We start from the raw sequence: 20310 nt of genomic DNA, 5'->3' as shown, positions 1-20310 counted from the left end.
AAGGAGAAAGTCATGAATCACTTTATTGTCATTGAAACGGACGCGGGGCTCCAGGTTGCAAGTGTTCAATCCAATGAGTCACCCGCAGACGCTGCAACTCGTCACGGTGGCGTGATCGTTGACACGGGGCCATTCAATACTTACGAAGATGCATATGATGCGATGCTCATGGTGCCGGAGGACGAGAAACAGCGTGCTCGTTTACGTGAATGAGAAATTGTGACCGCAGTCATCGCGGCCGCGTTCGTTTGCGTAGGGTTCCGCGTCAAAAAATGGTACTGCGAAGCTTGCTACGACAGTCCCAAGTCTTTAACGCGGCGCTGCATCGTGCGAACACTGATTCCCAGCAGTTCCGCTGCGGATTTTCGGCATCCGTCGGTGTATTCCAAAGTCCTAACGATTGCCTCTCGTTCGATCTCGTCCATCGTCATGCCGGGCCGCATCAGCGGCGTCTCGTTTGTGTCTGGTTCCAGTTCAAAATTTAACCATTCTAGCGATGCCCGGCTTCGCAGCATTGCCGGATTGGTCCCCAGCAATCGAGCTGCCTCGGTCCGGTCGCCACCGGCACGATCCATTGCCGCTTTCACGATTCGCTGTTCGACTTCCGCAATCACTTCGTCGTAGAGCTGCGACGATTCGGCGTCCAACCGGCTAGCGATGAAATCATCCAGACTGTTCTTTTGCGGAGGCCTTGCTTGGGTTGAATCCACATGCTCTGTGGGGAAGGACTTGGTCGCGTCAGTTGGTTGATGTCGCGCGTCTGAGAGGTCCGGCAGGAAATCAGCGAGCAATACCGGTCCGTTCGTCTTCAAGATCGCTTGCCGAACCACGTTTTGCAACTCACGAACGTTACCCGGCCAAGCGTACGACCGCAGCACATCCATCGCGTCGCTAGCGACTTCTCGTACTTTCTTACCCAGATCGGAACAAGCGACGCGACGGAAATGCTCGACCAACGCTTCAAAATCACTGCCGCGATCACGAAGTGCCGGCAGATGGATCGAAAATCCGTTGAGTCGGTAGTACAAGTCGGCTCGGAATTTCCCTTCGGCAACCATTTCTTCCAGGTTGCAATTCGTTGCGGCAATGACACGGACCTCTGCCTTGAGCGATTCATTTCCACCGACTCGCTCGAAACGTTTCTCCTGCAGCACCCGCAGCAGCTTGCTTTGCAGCACGGGCGACATGTCGCCGATCTCGTCGAGAAATAATGTACCGCCAGCGGCCTGCTCAAACTTGCCAATCCGTTTTCGGTCCGCCCCCGTGAACGATCCTTTCTCGTGACCGAACAATTCGCTTTCCAATAAAGCTTCAGGAATGGCGGCACAGTTCACCGCTAAAAAAGGTCCTTTGACCCGATCGCTGTATTGATAGAGTGCGCGAGCGACCAATTCTTTTCCCGTTCCGCTCTCGCCTCGAATCAACACGGTGACATCCTGATTCGCGACGATGCCAATCGCCTTATAGACCTCCTGCATCGCCGCGCAGCGACCAATCATTACGTGAGAGTCCATTTCGGATGCACCGGACTCCAGATTCGACTCGACCGATTTTTCGGTCAGTTGCCGAATTTCCAAAGCACGAGCGACAACCTTTCGCAGTTCGACAATGTCAATCGGTTTGACAAGGTAGTCGAGAGCTCCAAGTTTCATCGCTTGGATTGCGGTAGCACTCTCGCTGCTGGACGTCACGAAGATGACAGGCAGTTGCTCGTCGATCACGCGAATGGACTTCAGCATGTCGAGTCCATTGCCGTCGGGAAGCAGCACGTCAAGCACTGCGACATCCGGTTTCTGACCACGAATGTGCTTTAGAGCATCTTTGACGCTTCCGGCCGTGATGACACCATGTTCGAGTTTTTCCAGCGCGCGACTGACGAGTCCCAAGTCGGCCGGTTCATCATCGACAACCAGGATGCTTGACATGGCAATACCTCGTTCGTTTCCTCCAGTTGCGTCATGCAAAGTGACAAATTGGCATTTTTGCTCGCGACAAATTGTCAAAGCAACGGGTGTGCCAATTCCAATTCGTCGCCGCACACTACGTGAAGAGACCTCATTTTGCGTCATTTCGCAAGCGGCATGTGCGATGACGATTCACTACAAGAGTGGCATGATGATTGCTGCGATTTGCGTTGCTTCCAAGACCTTTCCTTCTCGCCACCTGCAAACATTCGTAGAGTTGTATTGGCTTCCGGCGGCTCGTCAAAGCAAGGGATGAATTCATGGCAGTTCGGCCGTTCCGAATCAGGCTTCCAAATTACGATTCTACGCTGCGAAACCGTCACGGAGAGGATGGCGACGATCACCAGACGATTGCAGAGTTTCCCCTCACGCGAAACTCGCATGTGTCGCAAATGTCACGTCGTTGTCGCATTTTCGCAGCCCTCAGCGGACTCGCCGCGAAACAACGAATGCCGCTGTCACGCGCGGTCACCGCAGCAGCAAAGGTTTTCCAAGAAGCCGCCATCCCCGCTGTGGTCCGTTTCGGAATCGACCGTCAAAACGGGGAAGACATTGCGAAGATTGAACTGTTTGCCGCTGATCCAAATGCCAAGTGCACACTGAAACCCGATTATCGAGCAAAACTCGATGGTTTTGCCGCGACGTTGCACTGTGAAATCGTCGATTTCCCACCATCGATCTCAATCGGTGCAACGTTGCCCAAGTCATTGCGACTAAGCGAGGACGACGCGGCTAATTGGGCCGAGTTGATGCAAGCTTCGTCGCTAGAAGACGCCATCGTCATCGCCCAACACGGACGCGAACAGTCGAACCACGAACTTGGTATCGTCCGGTCGCATGAGCCGTCCGAACAGGGGACTCGGCAAGCCGCCGCAGACCGTGACGACCTTGCAACACTCTCGCTCGTTGCCAACCAATCGCCAATTGCGATTCTTGTTATGGACGCCGATGGTGCGACACAATGGGCCAATCCTGCGTTTACTAAACTTACCGGCTACTGCGAAGCCGAAGTTCTCGGCCGCCGAGTCGACCAGATTCTATTTGGCCCCAGCACCGACGAAAAAGCCGTTCGTAAATTCGAACAAGCGTTGCGAAACGGCCACGAAATGTCCAGTGATGTCTTACAGTACCATCGCGACGGACGAACGATTTGGGTCGAACTCCGCCTCATTCCAATCCATGACGACAGCGGCAAAATTGCCCGCTGGATCGGCATTGAAACCGACATCACTGCTCGTCGTCAAACAGAGGAAGCTCTACGCGCGGCAAAACAGGCCGCCGAAATGAGTAATCGCGCCAAGAGCGAATTTTTGGCAAACATGAGCCACGAAATTCGCACCCCGCTGAACGCCGTTGTCGGCATGACTGAACTTGCACTGACGACCGAACTGGATTCGGAACAGCGTGATTACTTGAATTGCGTGCAATCATCAGCAGATACCTTATTGGGCTTGCTGAACGATGTGCTGGATTTGTCAAAAATCGAAGCCGGCAAAATGGAGATCGAGAACGTCACGTTCAACCTTGCGGAACTCGTACGCGAGACGCTCAAAGCACTCGCCGTTAAAGCGCATGACAAAGGACTCGAATTGGCGATCCGTATGCCAATGGACATTCCACAGTATATGGATGGTGATCCGATGCGCATTCGGCAGGTATTGTACAACTTGATTGGCAACGCAATAAAGTTTACCGACCAAGGCGAAGTGGTCGTTGAGGTGGAACAGCAATGGACGAGTGGCGACGAAACTTGTTTGCATTTCTCTGTCCGAGACACAGGGATCGGTATCCCGAAAGACCGCTTGCAACAGATATTTGAGTCGTTCACGCAAGTCGATTCGTCGATGGCGCGGCGGTTCGGCGGCACCGGATTGGGGCTAACGATTACATCCGAATTGATCCGTATGATGGAAGGCAAGATTTGGGCGCAAAGTAGTCTTGGCGAGGGCAGCACGTTTCACTTCACGATCCAGTTGCGAATTGCCGAACCGCCGGAATCCGCACCCCGTGCTATCAACGCCGAAGAACTCGGCGGCAAGCGTGCGTTAGTGGTCGATGACAACGCGACGAACCGGCGGATACTTGATGAGATGCTACGTCACTGGGGAATGGAAACGACTTTGACCGAAGGGGCCGACGCTGCGCTGAAAGCATTGCAGAAACTCTCGCAAGCAGGCGAAAATTTTGACTTGGTGTTGCTCGACGCGATGATGCCGCGGGTGGACGGATTCGAGCTCGCCGAACAGATCAAAAATTGCCCCGAAATGGATTGCGGACCGGTAATGATGCTCTCGTCAGCGGACCGTCCCAACTCCGCCGCGCGTTGCCGACAATTGGGAATCCAGACGTATTTGGTCAAACCCGTTTCGGCATCGTCTCTGCTCGAAGCGATCATGGCGATCTTTTCGCAGCATCATTCTAAGCAAGACGCTGCCGACAATACGATCGTCATTGCTGATTCGATTACATCCGATGAAGCCACCCGACGACTGAAGGTGCTTGTCGTTGACGACCACGAGCCCAATCGCAAACTTGCGATACGGATTCTGGAGCGACACGGATACGATTGCGACTGTGCAAGCGATGGTGACGATGCGGTAACCGCAGTCTCAAAGAACCACTACGACGCCGTGCTGATGGACATCCAAATGCCGGGAAGCGATGGGTTCTCGGCAACCCAACGGATTCGTCAAAACGAGCAAAAACGCGGGTCGCATGTACCGATTGTCGCTCTGACAGCCCATGCCCTAACAAGTGATCGCGAAAAATGTTTGGCGTCGGGTATGGATGCGTACTTGGCCAAGCCGATACATGCCAAAGAGTTGATCGCAATGGTCGAGAGCGTCACATCAGAACAATGCTCGCAAACCAGTCCCAACGGATCCGCGAGTCCAAGCAGATCCTCGACCGATCCAGCATCCCGCAACAGGCCGTTTGACATCTCCGAAGCGTTGCAGCGAATGAATGGTGAGACGGACTTGTTAATCGAGCACATCGGGTTCGTCATGAATGACGCACCGCAGTTGATTCGCAATATGCGTGACGCGATTGAGTCATCGGATCCAGAATCTCTCATGATCGCATCGCATCGTCTTAAGAGTCTCGTGGGGGCCTATAGTCACGATGAGGCACGCGAGTTGTCGTATTCACTCGAATTGATGGGCAAGCAAAACAATCTCGACGACGCCACTGCCACTCTCGATCACCTGGAAGAGCTCGTAACCCAGTTCGTCAAAGCAATCGAAGAGTACGCGATGTCAGAGTCAATCCAATAGCAAATTTCTATCGGCGTCAACTTGTCTCTGGGCGACACGATGGCACGGATTTGTCTGCCAAGTTGTCTCACGCAATTTGCTGTTGATTCGTTGTCCCTTGCACGCAATTGGTTGCGGGATCGGCAAACGACGGTGCAAATTCGAGCAGCTCGCCACGCCGGATCGAGATTTCCTGCGGCGCGTCGATACCCAAATGGATGCGATTCCCCTTGATTGCGGTTACAGTGACCACGACATCGTCACCCACTTGAATACGCTCGCCAACTTTCCGTGCTAATACCAACATGAATGGGTTCTCCCTAACAGTTTGGATGGCGACAACATCATCGCCGTATTGGCGTCGGTGAATGGCAACTGTTGTGCCAATCTACGTCCCACCAGCGGACAGCTTACAAGCAGTCGCCGTCATTATCTGGGTCGCCTCATCGTAGAATTCCGATAGAAAACCGGGGCAATCGTCCGTGGGTAAAAATCGATATCCACTTTTACTCCGAGACACTCTCGGCGCAAGCCACTGAGATGAAACTTGAGAGCCAATCGAGAACAGCTTGGTCCGATGTCCACTGGCGTCGCTTCTCAAACGCCATCACGATCACGTCAACGACAAGATTTTCAACGAGCAGTCGATCGTCGGCGTTCGACGGACCACAACGGTTGGATTTCAACCACGTTTGAATGCGATTGCGAAGTTCTGGAATGATCGGGTAAAGCGAAGCGTGGAATAGGGCACAGTTTGAGTCATTGATTCCACGAGTGAACCATTCCGCGTGGACGCATTGCTGATCCAACGTCTGTGGTTCGGTTTTGGGTTGCACGGGGCATCGATCTACTCGAATCGGTGATTGCTGTGCTCGTTGGGGGAGTGTTAGAGCGGGCGTGTCCAAAATGGGAACCGTTTGAATAGCAGTCATCGAGATTTCCTCAATAAGAAGCGACATGATTACGCAGTGCATTAGGCAATTCATGTGCCATCGACGTTTCGTGGCTGGGGTCCTTCGGGCAACATCGCAATCGATAGAGAACCTGATCGCCACGTTCTTTGCTCAGTGATGGTTTACCGCAAAATGTGCACCAAAGAAGAGTGACAAATTGGCCATCCCCAACGCCATCCTGTCGCTGTTTACGGACCATTCGCTTTGTCGATGTCGCTAAAACAGGCGGTTTGAATCCACCAACTTGATGCCTTTGAACCAAGAAGCGATTTGGTACAGCCGTTGCAAGGCGTTGGAGTGCGTTTCACCCCTGGAACGACGGTCATTGCAATCTACTTTCATAGCGGTGCGGCGAGCACCGTCCGGTTGCAGCGAGACGAGCGTTTGAATTTAGGCTGGCGGCCCCTCGCCGCGGCACAACAAAAACAACCCGGTTCATATCAAAGCAAACGGCCTTGCTTTGGGGCACCCCCTAAACAACCAATAGGACGCAATTGCCACTGGGAGCACAAATCATGAGCACGTCAACGACGAAGTACTTTTCGCCTGACACATTGAAGCACGACGTACCTGCCGGAGTGGTCGTGTTTTTGGTTGCGTTGCCGCTCTGTCTTGGTATCGCACTCGCTTCGGGAGCACCGCTGTTCTCGGGACTCGTCACCGGCATCATCGCGGGGATCGTTGTCGGGTCGCTCAGCGGATCTCACACCAGTGTCAGCGGACCGGCGGCAGGGCTGACCGCGATTGTAGCTAGTCAAATCGCAGCGTTGGGGTCCTTTGATGCGTTTCTCTTAGCGGTGGTCGTTGGCGGCGTCATTCAAATCGCTTTGGGAATCGCAAAAGCTGGGGCGCTGTCGGCCTACTTTCCATCAAGCGTGATCAAGGGGCTGTTGGCCGCAATCGGCGTGATTCTAATCTTGAAACAAATACCCCATCTGCTCGGACGAGACTCGAACGTCGAGGGCGACTGGGCGTTCTTACAACTCGACCAATACAACACGTTCACCGAGATCATCCAGACCTTTCAGGAACAGATTCACCTTGGCGCAGCCACAGTCGGTTTGGCCTGCCTCTTTCTGCTCGTGCTTTGGAATCGCACGTCAATGCTGAAAAACTCGCTTGTCCCCGGTCCGCTCGTGGTCGTACTGGTCGGAGTCGGCTTGCAGCTTTGGTTCGCAACGCTTGGCGGACGATGGGAAATTGGTTCAACCCACCTGGTTCAGATTCCAGTCGCGCAGTCGCTGGGCGAAGTCGTTAATTTCCTGCGTCTTCCCGACTTCACCCAGTGGACAAATCCAGCCATCTATGTTGCTGGGGTGACGATCGCGATCGTGGCGTCGCTCGAAACATTGTTATGCCTGGAAGCGGTCGACAAAATCGATCCTCAACGCCGGCATTCCCCTCCCAGCCGTGAGCTGCTGGCACAAGGTGTTGGCAATATGATCGCTGGGATGGTCGGTGGATTGCCGATGACATCGGTGATCGTCCGCAGCAGCGTCAACGTCAATACCGGTGCGAGGTCGAAACTTTCAGCAATCTTTCACGGCATCTTATTACTCTTTTTTGTCGTGCTATTCCCTGTGGCGCTCAACGCAATCCCGCTTGCCGCGCTGGCCGCAATCCTAATCGTGACCGGTTTCAAATTGGCCAGTCCCACGCTGTTCCGAACCATGTGGAACCAAGGACGCTATCAATTCATCCCCTTCATCACAACGATTGTCGGTATTGTGATGACCGACCTGTTATCAGGCATCTTTCTGGGACTTGCCGTTAGCATATTTTTCATCCTCAGGAGCAACCTCCGCAAACCGATTCGCCGCGTCGTGGAAACCCACATCGATCGCGAACTGTTGAACATCGAACTCGCTAACCAAGTCAGTTTCTTAAACCGCGCAGCACTCGATGAAATTTTCAATAATGCTCAGCCTGGCTCACATGTGCTAATCGATGCTAGCGAAACGGACTACATCGACCCGGATGTTCTTAGCCTGATTCGTGAGTTCAAGGAGGAAAAAGGTCCGGCGCGAGGTGTAGAGGTGAGTCTGCGAAATTTCCAGGACCGATACGAGCTCCGCGATGAAATTCGGTTCGCGGATTACTCAACGCGTGAATTGCAAGACAGGCTAACGCCCGAACAGGTTCTTGACATTCTGAAAGAGGGTAATCGTCGGTTCTGCTCGGGCAATCAGCTGTCACACGACTATCGTCGCGCGTTGGCCGCTACAGCAAAAGGGCAAACACCGCTTGCGGTCGTGCTCGGATGTATCGATTCACGGGTCCCGGCCGAGGTGGTCTTTGATGCTAATATCGGGGACATCTTTGGCGTTCGTGTAGCGGGCAATGTGATTGGCACCAAATCACTCGCCAGCATCGAATACGCAGTGGCCGTTGCAGGCGTGAAGTTGGTACTGGTGTTGGGCCATACCCGATGCGGCGCTGTCACGTCGTCACTCAAAGTGTTAAGTGAAGGCAAAGATGTCGAAGAAGCAAGCGGCTGCCAGCACTTGCACGCGATCGTCGATGAAATCGGGAACACGGTTTCGCCAATCGAGTTAGGGCGGTTCCATGATTTGGTTGGTGATGATCGAGACAACGTGGTAAGCGAGGTGGTTCGCAGCAACGTGCAGCATACAGTCGATCTGATTATCGAGCGAAGCCGCACTATTCGTGAGTCAGTGGCGGCAGGAAAAGTGAAGGTGGTCGGAGCGGTATACGACATCGAAACGGGTGAAACCAGTTTTTTAGTTGGCGAAACCGCGAGCGTTTAGTCCACCTCCAAATTCTCCACCGGCACGACAGATGCAAGATCTTGCAAGTGACCTTCAACGTATTAACAAGAAAATCCCCTCAAAAACAAGGAGCTTAAAAATGAATGCCTGGAAACTGTTGCTCTCCATCGCAGTTCTCACCGTGGGAACCCGTCTGACTGCGGACTCTCATGCCGAGGACGCGAAGACCAATTTAAACATCACCGCAACGGAAAGTTCCACCGATTCCGAGAGGGCAAGCAACGAAAGCAGTGAGACTCGTCAAACCCAAGCGACGCTCGGGCTCGGTGTCGAGCCGTTGCCACAAGTTCTGACAAGCCATCTGCCCGACGTCATTGGCAAGGGACGTGGCATTCTCGTTTCCCACGTCACCGACGATTCGCCGGCCGCCAAGGCGGGACTTCGCGAACATGATGTGCTGATCCGCTACGACGACCAAGATTTGTATTCTCCAGAACAACTGGTCAAACGCGTTCGCAACGATGAACCAGGAACGGAGGTAGAGTTGGAGTACGTACGAGCGGGCAAACTAAATACCGTCAAAGTGAGACTCGGCGAGAAAGCCAAAGTCGTTCCGATCCAAAACAACTGGCCCGGATTTACACAACGGTTTGACGTTCCGATGATTCCTTACAAGCCCGATTTCTTGACCGAGAAACAGGACGCCAGCGTCGACGGTACCGAATGGACACGGTTCGAATCGATGAGCGTGATGAAAGGCAAGGACGGCAAGTACTCCGCGAAGGTGAAATACAAGGGGGAAGATGGCACTTCGATTGACCGCGAGTACACAGGAACGCGACAAGAGGTTCGTGATGCGATTGAAAAAGATGACGAACTACCCACGTCACAAAAAGAACAGTTGTTGCGAAGTCTCGACGACCGCGGTGAAGGCGAATTCCAGCTACCGAAGCTTCCCGTGCCATCGGGCCCTTATTGGATGCCTTGGCAACGCGAATTGTTCAGTTGGCCTGACTTGAATTTCTAGTAGCTCACTGGCAACCTGAACGTTGCGACGCGGTTTACGAACCGTTTAGACAGAGAGGTAACGTTCCGGCAGCCGATTCAGAATCGAATTGGCTGCCGCTGCTTGCAAACCCTCACTACATGAATGTTAAGCGGCAAATCCGTACATCGCCTTGACTTCCTCCAACGTCGTGATTCCGTTACGCACTTTTCGTAGTCCGTCTTTTGTTAGACTTGTAATGTTTGCTTGACGCAAAATTTCTCGCAGCTCGCGTTCGCCCTTACCCTGTTCGATCGCATCGGCGATTTCAGGGGTGGCAACGACGATTTCAAATACACCCGTTCGTTCGTGGTACCCTGACCCGTGACAATGTTTGCAGCCGACGGCTCGCGGCAACCGTTCGGGAACGTCAATCGCTTCCTGTTCGAACAGTACCCGTTCCGTATCCGTCGTTGCTCGTGTGTCTCGACAATGCTCGCACAGTCGCCGCACTAGTCGCTGAGAAATGACCGCTCGCAAACTGCTGGCCAACGATCGCTGATCGACCTGTAAATCTCGCGACGCCGTCACCACCGATGCTGCATCGCGAGTATGAAATGTTGTAAATACAAACTTGCCACAGCTTGCCGCCCTCATTGCCGCAGCGGCAGTTTCAGTATCACGGATCTCGCCAAGCAAGAGAATGTCGGGGTCCATCCGTAAGGCCGTCTTTAACCCTGCTGCCAACGACATTTTGTGGCGTGTGTCTACCTGAATCTGCGAGAAGCCCGGCACAAAGTACTCGACCGGGTCCTCGATCGTGACAATGTTGCGTCGCCCGTTATCGAGGTGGTAGACCAACGAATAGAGCGTCGTCGTTTTGCCGCTGCCGGCGGGACCACCGACCAGAATCATTCCCTCGCCAACGCCCATCCGCTGCCGTAGGTCATGAAGATCCGCCGTCGCCAGTCCCAGAGAATCGAGTGACCGAATGATTTGATCTCGCCGCAGAAGTCGTAACGAGACGGCTTCACCGTTGATGACAGGCGTTGCGGTGATTCGCACGTCGTAATGTGAAATCGACGTGGGCAGCGACAATCGACCCTCGAGTGCCTGGAAGTGCTCAGCGGGATCGAGCCCCGCCATTACCTTCAATTGCTGGAGCAATGGTTTGCCAATCGATTCGCTCAAACGGCAGTAATGTTCCAATTGGCCGTCGATCCTCAAGCGAACTTCGATTTCATCATCGAACGGGTCGAGATGAATATCAGTGGCACGGTGCCGAATCGCTCGACGTATCAAGGTCAACGCAGGCGACTCAGTCTTTTCGGCAACGTCCGCATCCACGGTTGCGTCGACGGCTAGCACCGCACTATGGCTGGCATCGATCTCCCAGGACTGGTCATCACGTCCAGGCAAATGGGCATCGTCAAGCCCTTCGTCGCCTCGCACAATTACACCGGCCTCGCGCAGATCATCGAAAAGCTTCGCGGCTGCGTTTTGGTTGATCTTGAGCTTTCGTGCGAGGAAATCGACAAGCTGGGTGCGAGTCGCCTGTCTCGCACCGGTTAATTCAAGACGAAACCGATCGACGAGCGATTGGACTGCGTCCACGATCGACTTTGATTCAACAGTTTGAAAGGCCATGATAAAATCTCCATCATTGAAATTCCTGAACGAGTCAGTGGCAGTTGTGAGCCGTGGGCCGTAAGGCACCGGGTAATGCGAGGGACCCGGCCGCTCACGCGCGAGCGGCTCACTAAATTAACAGCCCGCTGGGCACGGTTTCATCACCATCCAACCGGGGCAAACGCCTAAACGCAACGCTATGAAGCATTTTTAGCCGGCAAATTACGGCATTTACATTCTGTTACATTCTGTAGCTACGCTCGCCAGAGCGTGGAGGGTTGCCGCGTATATGCGCGCCACCACCTTCTGGCGAAGGTAGCTACTAGAAATTGCTTCACAGCGTTGGCCAAAACGGCTAACGGGATTTCAACCAATGATTTCTGCCTAAGTGCTTATCAACATGCTTGCGGAGGCTCCAACGCTAGAACGTCATCCGAACCTGCAGCCACACATCAGGACGATTGGACCGTGATGCGTTTGCCCTTAGATTCCTCGCTCTTGGGCAAGTGAACCTCCAACACGCCGCTGTGATACTTCGCGTCGATGTTGTCCACTTGCACACCGTGCGGCAGGGCGAAAGACTCATAAAAGCTTCCGTAGCGACGGTAACTTCCGTTGTTTGCTTTGCCCTCTTCGTTTCGCTCGGCTTTAAGCGTCAACATGTTGCCGCTGATTTTGACGTCAAAGTCGTCCGGTTCAAATCCAGGCAACTCGGCACGAAGAACGTACTCGTTGTCTGCGTCATCGAAACCAACGTTCGCTCGCAGCATACGCGAATCATCACTCCATTTGTTCATACCGCCTGCGTTCCAATCACTCAATAATCGATCCCACATCTGATCGAAGTCACTGTGGAGACTCGAAATCGGACGATCATCATCACGAACCTTTAATTCGTCACTCCTTTGTTTCCAAGGAATTAATTTGTCAATCATTTTGTCTCCTCCTTTCTCGTTTGAATGGATTTACAATTCATTAGCGTCGCCGGATCAACACCGACCGACGCCCTGACATCCAACCATCAGTTTGCCTTCACCTCGATTCGTCGTGGTTTCACTTCTTCGCTCTTGGGCATCGTCAACGTCAGGACGCCATGCGTAAAGTTCGCCGAAACATCGTCAACGTTGACATCGCAGGGCAAATCATACGTGCGGCGGATCTTGCCGAACGTCCGCTCCTGTCGATGCCAAGCTCCACCTTCGAGTTCAGGTTGCTTACGCTCGCCCGATATTGAAATTTGGTTGCCTCCGGTGACATAGATCTCCAAATCATCCATCTCGAACCCAGGCAATTCTGCTTCGATGTATAAGTTGTCGTCGTTCTCCCACAGATTCATTGGTGGGTAGACGCCTGTCGTGGTAGTTGCACTCCCGCGACCGTTCGGTGCAAAAGCCCGCTCCAATTCGCTGCGGAGGCGATTTAATTCCGCTGCTGTCTGCCATCGTGTGTTTACCATCGCTTGATCCTCCAGGTTTTCAAAGGAACAATGAAAATAGACTTTGCGAAATTGGCAGTTCCTTCCCTGCTTGCTAGACACTAAATGCAACGAGTGTGCCAATCGCAACACAGCCGAGAGCAGGAATTTTGACGTCAAACTGTCAGTCGAAATTGTCGCTTCCCGTGCCCTGTCGGAACACACACGACGATTCCCGTTCGTTTAAACTAGACTCTAGGTGCTTGGCGACGCTGCCACGCCCCTCCCCGGGGTCTGTCAAACACCTGACCCACTAACCGTACAAACCTTTAGAGAGATAGCTTTATGCCCACTCCATTGAATCCCTCTCGCCGTCAATTTTTGGGAAGCATCGCTGCCGGCTCAGCCGGCGTCATGATGTCTACCTCCGGTCGGGCCTTCGGAGCTCCGTCGCCAGGTGACCGCCCCGTGTTTGCCACCATTGGGTTGCGTAACCAGGGTTGGACCATCACCAATAAATCGACCCAATTTGCCGACTTCGCCGCATTTGCTGACGTCGACGCCAATGTGCTGGGGGCGAATCTCGAAAAGCTCGAGGAGAAAACCGGCAAAAAAGTAGACGGCTACAACGATTACCGCAAGGTCCTCGATCGCGACGACATCGATGCGGTCATGATCGGAGCCCCCGATCATTGGCACACGAAAATTTCGGTCGAAGCAATGCTGGCTGGCAAGGACGTCTACTGCGAAAAGCCGCTGACATTGACAATCGACGAAGGCAAGTTGATCGAGAAGATTGTCAAGCAAACCGGACGCGTCTTCCAGGTCGGAACGATGCAGCGGACCGAATGCGAGCACAGGTTCCTCAAAGCGATCGCGTTGATCCGAGACGGTCGGATCGGCGAGATTACTAAGGTCACTTGTGGAATCAACGGTGCTTCGGGCTCGCCAGTGATCCCAGCGATCGATGTTCCCAAAGGCCTCGATTGGGACATGTGGCTCGGCCCAGCCGCGAAGGTGCCCTACCGTGCCTTGCCGGAGATGCGAAAAGGTTACGGCGGCGGCGTGCCGCTCTATACCAATTGCCACTACGCCTGGCGTAACTGGTATGAATATTCCGGTGGCCAAATGAACGACTGGGGTGCTCACCACGTTGACATTGCCACATGGGCTTTGGGTGCGAGCGATACCGGACCGAGCAAGGTCACACCGGTGAGCTATTCGCTTCCGGTGGAATATAAGAATGGCTATCCGACCGTCAGCGATCAATACAATTCGCCGACCAAGTTTGAGATCCACGCCAACATGCCAGGTGACATCCCGATGATTATCACCAGCGAAGGCGACAATGGCATTTTGTTCGAGGGTACCAAGGGACGTTTCTTCGTCAATCGCGGCAAACTGGCAGGTAAACCGATCGAGGATCTGGAAAACAATCCATTACCCGAAGGGGCGGTGGAGGAAGTCTACGGCGGCCCGGTGAGCCAAAATCACACCGCCAACTTCATCGCTGCGATGGATTCTCGTGAGCAACCGATCTCCGACGTTTGGTCCCACAACCGGATGCTCGAGACCTGTCACCTCGCAAACATCTCGATCCGCCTGGGACGCGAGCTGAATTGGGATCCAAACGCCCGTCAGATTATTGGCGACGAAGAAGCCAACGCATTCCTCAGCCGCGAGAGCCGCAAAGGTTTTGAGATCAACATGTAGCACGCCTCTTGTTGAATTTGAATCGTGCCCCGCCGCATCCGCGTCGGATGTGGCACTCGCTGTTTTAGCGAACGAGTTCGTTATGAAGGCACTGTTCTAAAAAGTCCAAAAAGCTCGGTGGTTAGGCCAGACCATCGAGCTTTTTTCGTGCCCGCACCGCGCAGTCCCAACAACGAAGTCGATTGGGGCTGGTAGCTGAGCATCCTCTGCTAATGTCGCTTTGCGACTTCGAATTGGGGTAGGGGGTCTACGGGTACGCGTCGTTCCGCTAAAGCGATGACTTATTTGTCTGCGGTCTCTTGGCTATGGCTGGCGTTTGGCCTGCCACAGCCAAACGCCTGCGGTTTCATCGCGATTACCACCGGCTTGCGCGACCGAGTTGCCGTCGCTTGAAACTGCCAGGCTACGAGAATCGTAGCCGTAGCGTGGATAGACCAGCAGCTCGTCGCCCGTTGCTACCTGCCAAAAATACACTTCGTCAGGAGCGGAAATCAGAGTCCGACCGTCGGGAGTGAAATCCAGAGGACAATTGCCATGCGGGATCGTAAAACGCAACGAGTTATCCGCCAGGTTCCAAAACTTCGTTTCGCTTGGATCGGATGTGAGCAGTCCCTGTCCGTCAGGGGTGAACTGCAACTGTTCGACCTGCCCCTTGTGACCACGGAGCGTGCTGATGATCTGCCGGGTTTCGACATTCCAGATTTTTACCGAGTGATCGTCCCAGGCGGATGCCAAATGAGATCCGTCGGGCGAGTACTGAATCCCGAGCACTTTCCCTGCATCGCTGCGGAGTGTCGCCATCGTTTGTTGCTTCTCGATATCAAACAGTTCGATCTGCTCGGAGTCGATCGCAGCCAACCATCGGCTATCGGGTGAAAACACGACGCCATGCGAATCGGTCCAAGTGCCGATGCATTGTCCCGAATCCACCAGCCAAACACCGGTGATCGTCTGACTACGTTTGTCACCGGAGCATCGAGCCAAAATCAGATGCCCGTCGGGGGAAAACGCAACTCGATTAATCGAATCCAGTTCGACGGTGATGTCGCGAATGGGCGCAGCGAGTTGGACGTTCCACAGCTGCAACATCGGCCCGCCGCCACCCTCCGTATCACGTTGTCCAGCGGTGGCCAGCACGGTGCCATTGGGCGACAACGCCATGGTCTGGGTCCAGTGTTCCGTTGCCCACGAATTGTGGACCTGATTCGTCATCGCGTCGATCCGCCACACGTGGTGATAATCCGACGCGATCAACGTCTGACTGTCTGCAGTAAACGCAGTCGTGTGCAGACTCATAGCGGGCAGGCGAACGCGTGTTCGATTTGGATAAACCTGGGTGTCCCAAAGGCGGACGGAGCAATCGGATCCGCCGCTGGCCAGCGTTTGACCGTCGTGACTGAAGGCCAAGCAGTCGACGGATCCACGATGGCCTCGATAGGTCGCGAGTTCGGATCCGCTGCTGACCTAGTATATGATCATTGTGGTGTTTCGACCGGTTTTCGCGTCGATTCGCTGTGATGACCTTTTCGCAGTCGCTCTGCGGAAAAGTCGCTGACTCACAGATCCTATCCGACCCTTCTCGGCCCCAGGCTAGAGCGATTGGGAGCTTGATCGTGAGTCAGTTCTTTTACCCGAACGGTCGCTAGGTCGGCGTCATGCCAGACCGCATTTACTAGGCAGGGACTTTTAAGATGAGCAACGAATCTACTACAAACACTCGACACGAAACACCACTGTCGCGAACCGGTTACCAACGAGTCATCGGAGTCGATGTTGCCAAAAATAATCTCGATCTTTGTGATTCTCAAAACAAGCTTACCGGGCGAATTGATAACGACGTGAAGAGCATTCAAGCGAAATTGCTTGACCGCATTGATCCTGACAGCGCGACATTGATTCTCTGTGAATCCACCGCCAGCTATCACCTGTTGATGACTGACATGGCTCACGACAGCTCGATTGACGTCGCCATTGTCAACCCACGGCAAGTCAGAGACTTCGCCAAGGGCCATGGATGGCTTGAGAAGACCGACACGATTGATGCAGCGATGATTTGTCGATTTGGTCAGGACGTTCCGGTCCACTTGGCAGTCAGACGCAGCGAGCAACAGAAGCATCACACCGCGATGGTTCATCGTCGGGTATCGCTTCTGAAGATGCAGGCTCAAGAACGATCGCGGTTGCTACATACCACCGACAAAGAGACTCGCAAGTTGCTAAAACAGATGCTGCGCAACATCGAAAACCAGCTAAATCGCGTTGATAAACGACTCAGCGAGATCCTCAAAGAGCTGGCAAAGCAAGAGCCCAAAGTGCAGATTTTGAAGAGCCACCCCGGCGTGGGCGAGGTCACGATCAATGTGCTTCTGACTTCGCTGCCTGAGTTGGGGCAACTCAATCGCAAAGAGATTGCGAAGTTAGTTGGCGTATCGCCGATGGCTAAGCAAAGTGGCACCAAGGATGGTAAACGAATGGTGCGTGGTGGGCGTCAATCGGTCCGCTGTGCATTGTACATGGCAGCGTTATCAGCTCGGCAGTACGACGAGCGTCTGAAAGCCTTTTACACACGTCTAAGAAAGCAAGGGAAACCGTACAAGCTGGCGATGATCGCTTGCGTACGAAAGCTTCTTTCGACACTCAATCAGATGGTTCGTAATCAAGAAACGTTTGACACTTCAAAGTTCGCCGCGATGGTCTGATCAGTCCACCAACGAAATAACGGTTGAAGAGCCCCTTTCGCGTCGCCGTCACATTGGCCTGCGCCAGCATCTGAGGCCGATGTGACGGCGATGCGGAAGGGGCGGCCCCATTTTGCCGAGCCCGAACAAGCGTCGAGCCAGGGATCGAGCGAAGTATTTGGAAAAAACGGCAGCCGACCAACGACCGAAATCGCTCGTCGACTGCCTACGTACTCGAGCGTTGCCGCTCGGTACAAGGGTCCAAACATACACGTAGCCAGACTCCCATAGGAGCCCCCTATGTCCTTCGATGCTGCGCATCGAGGCGAAACATCGAATCAAAAATTTAGTTTTTTGATAAGCGACTATTGCCAAATCTTAACACGGTCGCTCCCAAAGGCGTACCCGTCCGTCGGCGGAGGCACTGGCCAAGGACATCGAATCGGGTGAAAAACGCACGCAATGGATCGGGCTAGGCGACTGAGTTTCTATCGTGGTTGTGGTATGGTCGCGAGTATCGACGACCGCCAGCGAACCATCGAACATGCCGACTGCAATCCTCCGCCCGTCGCTGGAATAATCAACCGAATCGACCGAAGATGTGACCGCGATCGATCGAGAGAGGCGTTTCGTCGGCACGTCCCACAGTCGAAGTTCGCCGTGGGTTCGTCGACTCCAATCGGGAGCTCGGTCGTCACCGCAGCCGGCCGCCAGTGTTTGGCCGTCCGGTGAGAACGCCAGTGTCAAAACACCCCACTCGTGTTCAGCCAGCGTGGCGATCAGCTTCCCGCTGTCCGAGTTCCACAACTTGACAACTTTGTCGAGTCCACCGGAAGCAATAATCCGGCCATCGTGCGAATACGCCACCGCCATGACGAAATCGTGGTGTCCTTGCGCTGTCCATTTGACTCGGCGTCCCTTGCGATCAACGACATGCAGCTTCGAACTATCCGGTACGGCGATCGAAAGTCCATCTGGGCTTGAGGCGAGCGAACGAAAGCCGCTGTAGTAGTTTGCCGTCGCTGGCTTGGGCGGTGGTTGTCTCCAGATCATTAAGTTGGCCGATTTTGCTGACAACGACCATTCGCGAATCTCGCCGGGCGACGCATAGGTGTGGGACGCATCGCTGGCAACCACGGCGGAATCGTCCGGGAGGAACGCTAACGCGCGTACCGGGTTGGCATGTCCGTCGAAGACTTTCTGTTCAGCGTGCGTCTGTCGCCATAGCAAGTGCCATTCGATACCGCGCAAGTCTTCGCCGTCGGCTAGCGGCCGATGGCGCTGGAGCAATGCAACGGCTCGATCCAAGCGGCCCTGCTGCCAACAGAGCTGCGCCAGCGCGATATCCGAAGCGTACTGTCGCAGTCGTGCCTGACACGCAGCCTGCTCCGCGCGGCGAACCCGCGAATCGCTGTCGATCGCCTCCGGCGTAAGCTGTTCACCCGTCGGTGCATCTGCGTGACAAAATATTGCATTTCCTAAAAACGCGTCGATCGACGTGCGGATCGGTGAAAAGACAACCAGCGTGATTGTCAGCCGCATGCCTAGTAAACGGAGAACAGAACAAGCCTGCAAGCCAGGACACATCAGGTACCCTCGAACCATGTCAGTGATCCATCGAAGAGCGTTGGCGCAGCGAGTAACTGGAACTCGAGCCGCCCGATCGCTGCCAATTTTAATCGTGGGGCTCGAACCCGTCTATTGATTGGCTGAGCAGCTGCCCTATTGCCGCAGATTAACACATCGAATTGCCGTCGTCGCATTCCGGCTTGATTGCAAGATCCCTGTTAGGACAACAAGTGGCATCCACCGAATGCCGATCAGCGGGTACGCTCAAAGACTACTTGAAGCGGAAGTCGCATCGGGTGTCCAAAACCGCGAGCTGTGTTTTTTGCCTGTAGTCGTCTCCCCTACGACACAAAGGCAAACGGCACAGGACGGATCGCAGAGACGTAGCTCTTTTTCAAAACGGTCCGCAGCGGCTTTCGTCGCCGCGAAGCGAAAGGTCCGCGTGGCAGCACACCGCCGGGTGAGCGGATCAGGCAGGCAGAAAAAAATGGAATTTCTTTATCTGCAGAACGAGTCCACAAAAAAAGCCATAAACCTTCCCGGTTTATGGCTTCAATGCAAATACACCCCAGAGGATTCGAACCTCTAACCTTCGGTTCCGTAGACCGATGCTCTATCCAATTGAGCTAGGGGTGCTCGCTGCTCTTCAAAGGACTCCCTGGTGGGTGTGTCCTCTTCAGATGACAGGGATTCTAGCAATCAGGTTCGCTGCTGCAAGCCCTATCTGAACTCAAATTTTTCATTCTTCTTCGAGCACCGCGTGCTCTTGCAATTCTTCTAATGAGGCAAACTCTAACGAGCTGATGTGACTCGCTTCGAGCACCACGGGTGGGGCTTTTCCGGCGTCGTACGCCTCCTTCCACCTGGCAGCACATAAACACCAGCGGTCGCCGGGGCGTAATCCGGGAAATCGGAACATCGGATTGGGGGTGCTCAAGTCGTTGCCACGTGATCGACTGAATTCCAAAAATTCAGCCGTCATTTTGGCGCAAATGACGTGTAAGCCCGAATCAGATCCTCCGGTGTTACAACAACCGTCGCGATAAAATCCGGTGAGTGGATCATTACTGCAGCTGGCGAGTTCGCCGCCTAAAACGTTTTTTCCAGCCATTGATGCGTTTTTTCCATGGGTAAAGTCGTCAACTTGGATCCAATGTCCGATCCAGTCGGACAGTTCAGTCTAACAGTTTCATCCTACCAAATGTCCCAAGCAGGGGAGTCGGCCGAGTTCATTGTCGCGATTGGCCGGTACCGCTAAATATCGGTCACCTATTTGGTTAATGACATCTTCATTCGTGTCGACCAGACGGCTTGCGACCTGTTGATTTGGTAAGCCGCGACGCGTGAGAGTGCGTCCAGCTTAGAAAGCCTCGTTATTCACAGGGCCGCAGAATTCACAGGGCCGCCGAGCAATCACCATCC

15 protein-coding genes, 1 tRNA gene and 1 pseudogene are annotated in these 20310 nt (G+C 54.0%); 6 read left to right on the top strand and 11 right to left on the bottom strand.

Annotated elements, in window-relative coordinates:
* Positions 1-12: 12 nt before the first annotated feature.
* The gene (locus SH528x_RS20045; protein ID WP_442505228.1) at positions 13-213 is read left to right on the top strand and encodes a hypothetical protein; all 201 of its coding nucleotides are present in this window, start codon (positions 13-15) and stop codon (positions 211-213) included.
* Positions 214-290: 77 nt separating this feature from the next.
* On the opposite strand, the gene SH528x_RS20040 is transcribed toward SH528x_RS20045, so the two are convergent.
* Positions 291-1925 (bottom strand): sigma 54-interacting transcriptional regulator, encoded by a 1635-nt coding sequence (locus SH528x_RS20040; protein ID WP_442505227.1) that lies wholly within the window; start codon positions 1923-1925, stop codon positions 291-293.
* A 431-nt stretch (positions 1926-2356) separates the two neighbouring features.
* Between SH528x_RS20040 and SH528x_RS20035 the strand changes: the two genes are divergently transcribed.
* Positions 2357-5239 (top strand): response regulator, encoded by a 2883-nt coding sequence (locus tag SH528x_RS20035; RefSeq protein ID WP_442505226.1) that lies wholly within the window; start codon positions 2357-2359, stop codon positions 5237-5239.
* Between the two features lie 67 nt (positions 5240-5306).
* On the opposite strand, the gene SH528x_RS20030 is transcribed toward SH528x_RS20035, so the two are convergent.
* Together SH528x_RS20030 and SH528x_RS20025 are read right to left on the bottom strand one after the other, a co-directional pair.
* Positions 5307-5525, bottom strand: coding sequence for a carbon storage regulator (locus SH528x_RS20030; protein ID WP_442505225.1), 219 nt, complete (start codon positions 5523-5525; stop codon positions 5307-5309).
* 199 nt (positions 5526-5724) lie between these two features.
* Complete coding sequence (locus SH528x_RS20025) at positions 5725-6150, bottom strand: hypothetical protein (protein ID WP_442505224.1); 426 nt, start codon at positions 6148-6150, stop codon at positions 5725-5727.
* A 536-nt stretch (positions 6151-6686) separates the two neighbouring features.
* On the opposite strand from SH528x_RS20025, the gene SH528x_RS20020 reads away from it, so the two are divergent.
* Positions 6687-8939 carry a SulP family inorganic anion transporter gene (locus tag SH528x_RS20020; RefSeq protein WP_442505223.1) on the top strand — a complete coding sequence of 751 codons (2253 nt, stop codon included), beginning with the start codon at positions 6687-6689 and terminating at the stop codon, positions 8937-8939.
* A 100-nt stretch (positions 8940-9039) separates the two neighbouring features.
* A complete protein-coding gene (locus SH528x_RS20015; protein ID WP_442505222.1) occupies positions 9040-9927 on the top strand; it encodes a S1C family serine protease in 888 nt (295 codons plus the stop codon).
* A 126-nt stretch (positions 9928-10053) separates the two neighbouring features.
* Here SH528x_RS20015 and SH528x_RS20010 read toward each other — a convergent pair whose 3' ends face one another.
* The 3 genes from SH528x_RS20010 to SH528x_RS20000 all read right to left on the bottom strand — a co-directional run bounded on the left by SH528x_RS20010 (position 10054) and on the right by SH528x_RS20000 (position 12970).
* On the bottom strand, positions 10054-11532 hold the full coding sequence (locus SH528x_RS20010; RefSeq protein ID WP_442505221.1) for a GspE/PulE family protein: 1479 nt from the start codon (positions 11530-11532) through the stop codon (positions 10054-10056).
* Between the two features lie 434 nt (positions 11533-11966).
* Positions 11967-12449 carry an Hsp20/alpha crystallin family protein gene (locus SH528x_RS20005; protein WP_442505220.1) on the bottom strand — a complete coding sequence of 161 codons (483 nt, stop codon included), beginning with the start codon at positions 12447-12449 and terminating at the stop codon, positions 11967-11969.
* An 86-nt stretch (positions 12450-12535) separates the two neighbouring features.
* A complete protein-coding gene (locus SH528x_RS20000) occupies positions 12536-12970 on the bottom strand; it encodes an Hsp20/alpha crystallin family protein (RefSeq protein WP_442505219.1) in 435 nt (144 codons plus the stop codon).
* A gap of 303 nt (positions 12971-13273) precedes the next feature.
* Between SH528x_RS20000 and SH528x_RS19995 the strand changes: the two genes are divergently transcribed.
* On the top strand, positions 13274-14641 hold the full coding sequence (locus SH528x_RS19995) for a Gfo/Idh/MocA family protein (protein ID WP_442505218.1): 1368 nt from the start codon (positions 13274-13276) through the stop codon (positions 14639-14641).
* Positions 14642-14944: 303 nt separating this feature from the next.
* On the opposite strand, the gene SH528x_RS19990 is transcribed toward SH528x_RS19995, so the two are convergent.
* Together SH528x_RS19990 and SH528x_RS19985 are read right to left on the bottom strand one after the other, a co-directional pair.
* A complete protein-coding gene (locus SH528x_RS19990) occupies positions 14945-15937 on the bottom strand; it encodes a WD40 repeat domain-containing protein (RefSeq protein ID WP_442505217.1) in 993 nt (330 codons plus the stop codon).
* A gap of 54 nt (positions 15938-15991) precedes the next feature.
* Positions 15992-16081: pseudogene (locus tag SH528x_RS19985) on the bottom strand (hypothetical protein); the annotation flags it as partial.
* A gap of 251 nt (positions 16082-16332) precedes the next feature.
* On the opposite strand from SH528x_RS19985, the gene SH528x_RS19980 reads away from it, so the two are divergent.
* Positions 16333-17340 carry an IS110 family transposase gene (locus SH528x_RS19980; RefSeq protein ID WP_442505216.1) on the top strand — a complete coding sequence of 336 codons (1008 nt, stop codon included), beginning with the start codon at positions 16333-16335 and terminating at the stop codon, positions 17338-17340.
* 357 nt (positions 17341-17697) lie between these two features.
* On the opposite strand, the gene SH528x_RS19975 is transcribed toward SH528x_RS19980, so the two are convergent.
* The 3 genes from SH528x_RS19975 to SH528x_RS19965 all read right to left on the bottom strand — a co-directional run bounded on the left by SH528x_RS19975 (position 17698) and on the right by SH528x_RS19965 (position 19999).
* Positions 17698-18861, bottom strand: coding sequence for a WD40 repeat domain-containing protein (locus tag SH528x_RS19975; protein WP_442505215.1), 1164 nt, complete (start codon positions 18859-18861; stop codon positions 17698-17700).
* A gap of 589 nt (positions 18862-19450) precedes the next feature.
* A tRNA-Arg gene (locus SH528x_RS19970) sits at positions 19451-19524 on the bottom strand.
* A gap of 103 nt (positions 19525-19627) precedes the next feature.
* Positions 19628-19999 (bottom strand): DUF2237 family protein, encoded by a 372-nt coding sequence (locus SH528x_RS19965; RefSeq protein ID WP_442505214.1) that lies wholly within the window; start codon positions 19997-19999, stop codon positions 19628-19630.
* Positions 20000-20310 lie beyond the last annotated feature (311 nt).

The organism is Novipirellula methanifontis (genome assembly GCF_052161655.1).
Taxonomy (GTDB): Bacteria; Planctomycetota; Planctomycetia; order Pirellulales; family Pirellulaceae; genus Novipirellula.
The sequence above is the reverse complement of the archived record's forward strand: the minus strand, read 5'-3'. Positions and strand labels throughout refer to the sequence as shown.

Coding starts and splice junctions, on each gene's coding strand:
- SH528x_RS19990 (WP_442505217.1), bottom strand. CDS start 15,937: ATGAGTCTGCACACGACTGCGTTTACTGCAGACAGTCAGACGTTGATC.
- SH528x_RS19995 (WP_442505218.1), top strand. CDS start 13,274: ATGCCCACTCCATTGAATCCCTCTCGCCGTCAATTTTTGGGAAGCATC.
- SH528x_RS20030 (WP_442505225.1), bottom strand. CDS start 5,525: ATGTTGGTATTAGCACGGAAAGTTGGCGAGCGTATTCAAGTGGGTGAC.
- SH528x_RS20045 (WP_442505228.1), top strand. CDS start 13: ATGAATCACTTTATTGTCATTGAAACGGACGCGGGGCTCCAGGTTGCA.
- SH528x_RS20025 (WP_442505224.1), bottom strand. CDS start 6,150: ATGACTGCTATTCAAACGGTTCCCATTTTGGACACGCCCGCTCTAACA.
- SH528x_RS20000 (WP_442505219.1), bottom strand. CDS start 12,970: ATGGTAAACACACGATGGCAGACAGCAGCGGAATTAAATCGCCTCCGC.
- SH528x_RS20015 (WP_442505222.1), top strand. CDS start 9,040: ATGAATGCCTGGAAACTGTTGCTCTCCATCGCAGTTCTCACCGTGGGA.
- SH528x_RS20005 (WP_442505220.1), bottom strand. CDS start 12,449: ATGATTGACAAATTAATTCCTTGGAAACAAAGGAGTGACGAATTAAAG.
- SH528x_RS20035 (WP_442505226.1), top strand. CDS start 2,357: ATGTCACGTCGTTGTCGCATTTTCGCAGCCCTCAGCGGACTCGCCGCG.
- SH528x_RS20040 (WP_442505227.1), bottom strand. CDS start 1,925: ATGTCAAGCATCCTGGTTGTCGATGATGAACCGGCCGACTTGGGACTC.
- SH528x_RS20010 (WP_442505221.1), bottom strand. CDS start 11,532: ATGGCCTTTCAAACTGTTGAATCAAAGTCGATCGTGGACGCAGTCCAA.
- SH528x_RS19965 (WP_442505214.1), bottom strand. CDS start 19,999: ATGGCTGGAAAAAACGTTTTAGGCGGCGAACTCGCCAGCTGCAGTAAT.
- SH528x_RS19980 (WP_442505216.1), top strand. CDS start 16,333: ATGAGCAACGAATCTACTACAAACACTCGACACGAAACACCACTGTCG.
- SH528x_RS19975 (WP_442505215.1), bottom strand. CDS start 18,861: ATGCGGCTGACAATCACGCTGGTTGTCTTTTCACCGATCCGCACGTCG.
- SH528x_RS20020 (WP_442505223.1), top strand. CDS start 6,687: ATGAGCACGTCAACGACGAAGTACTTTTCGCCTGACACATTGAAGCAC.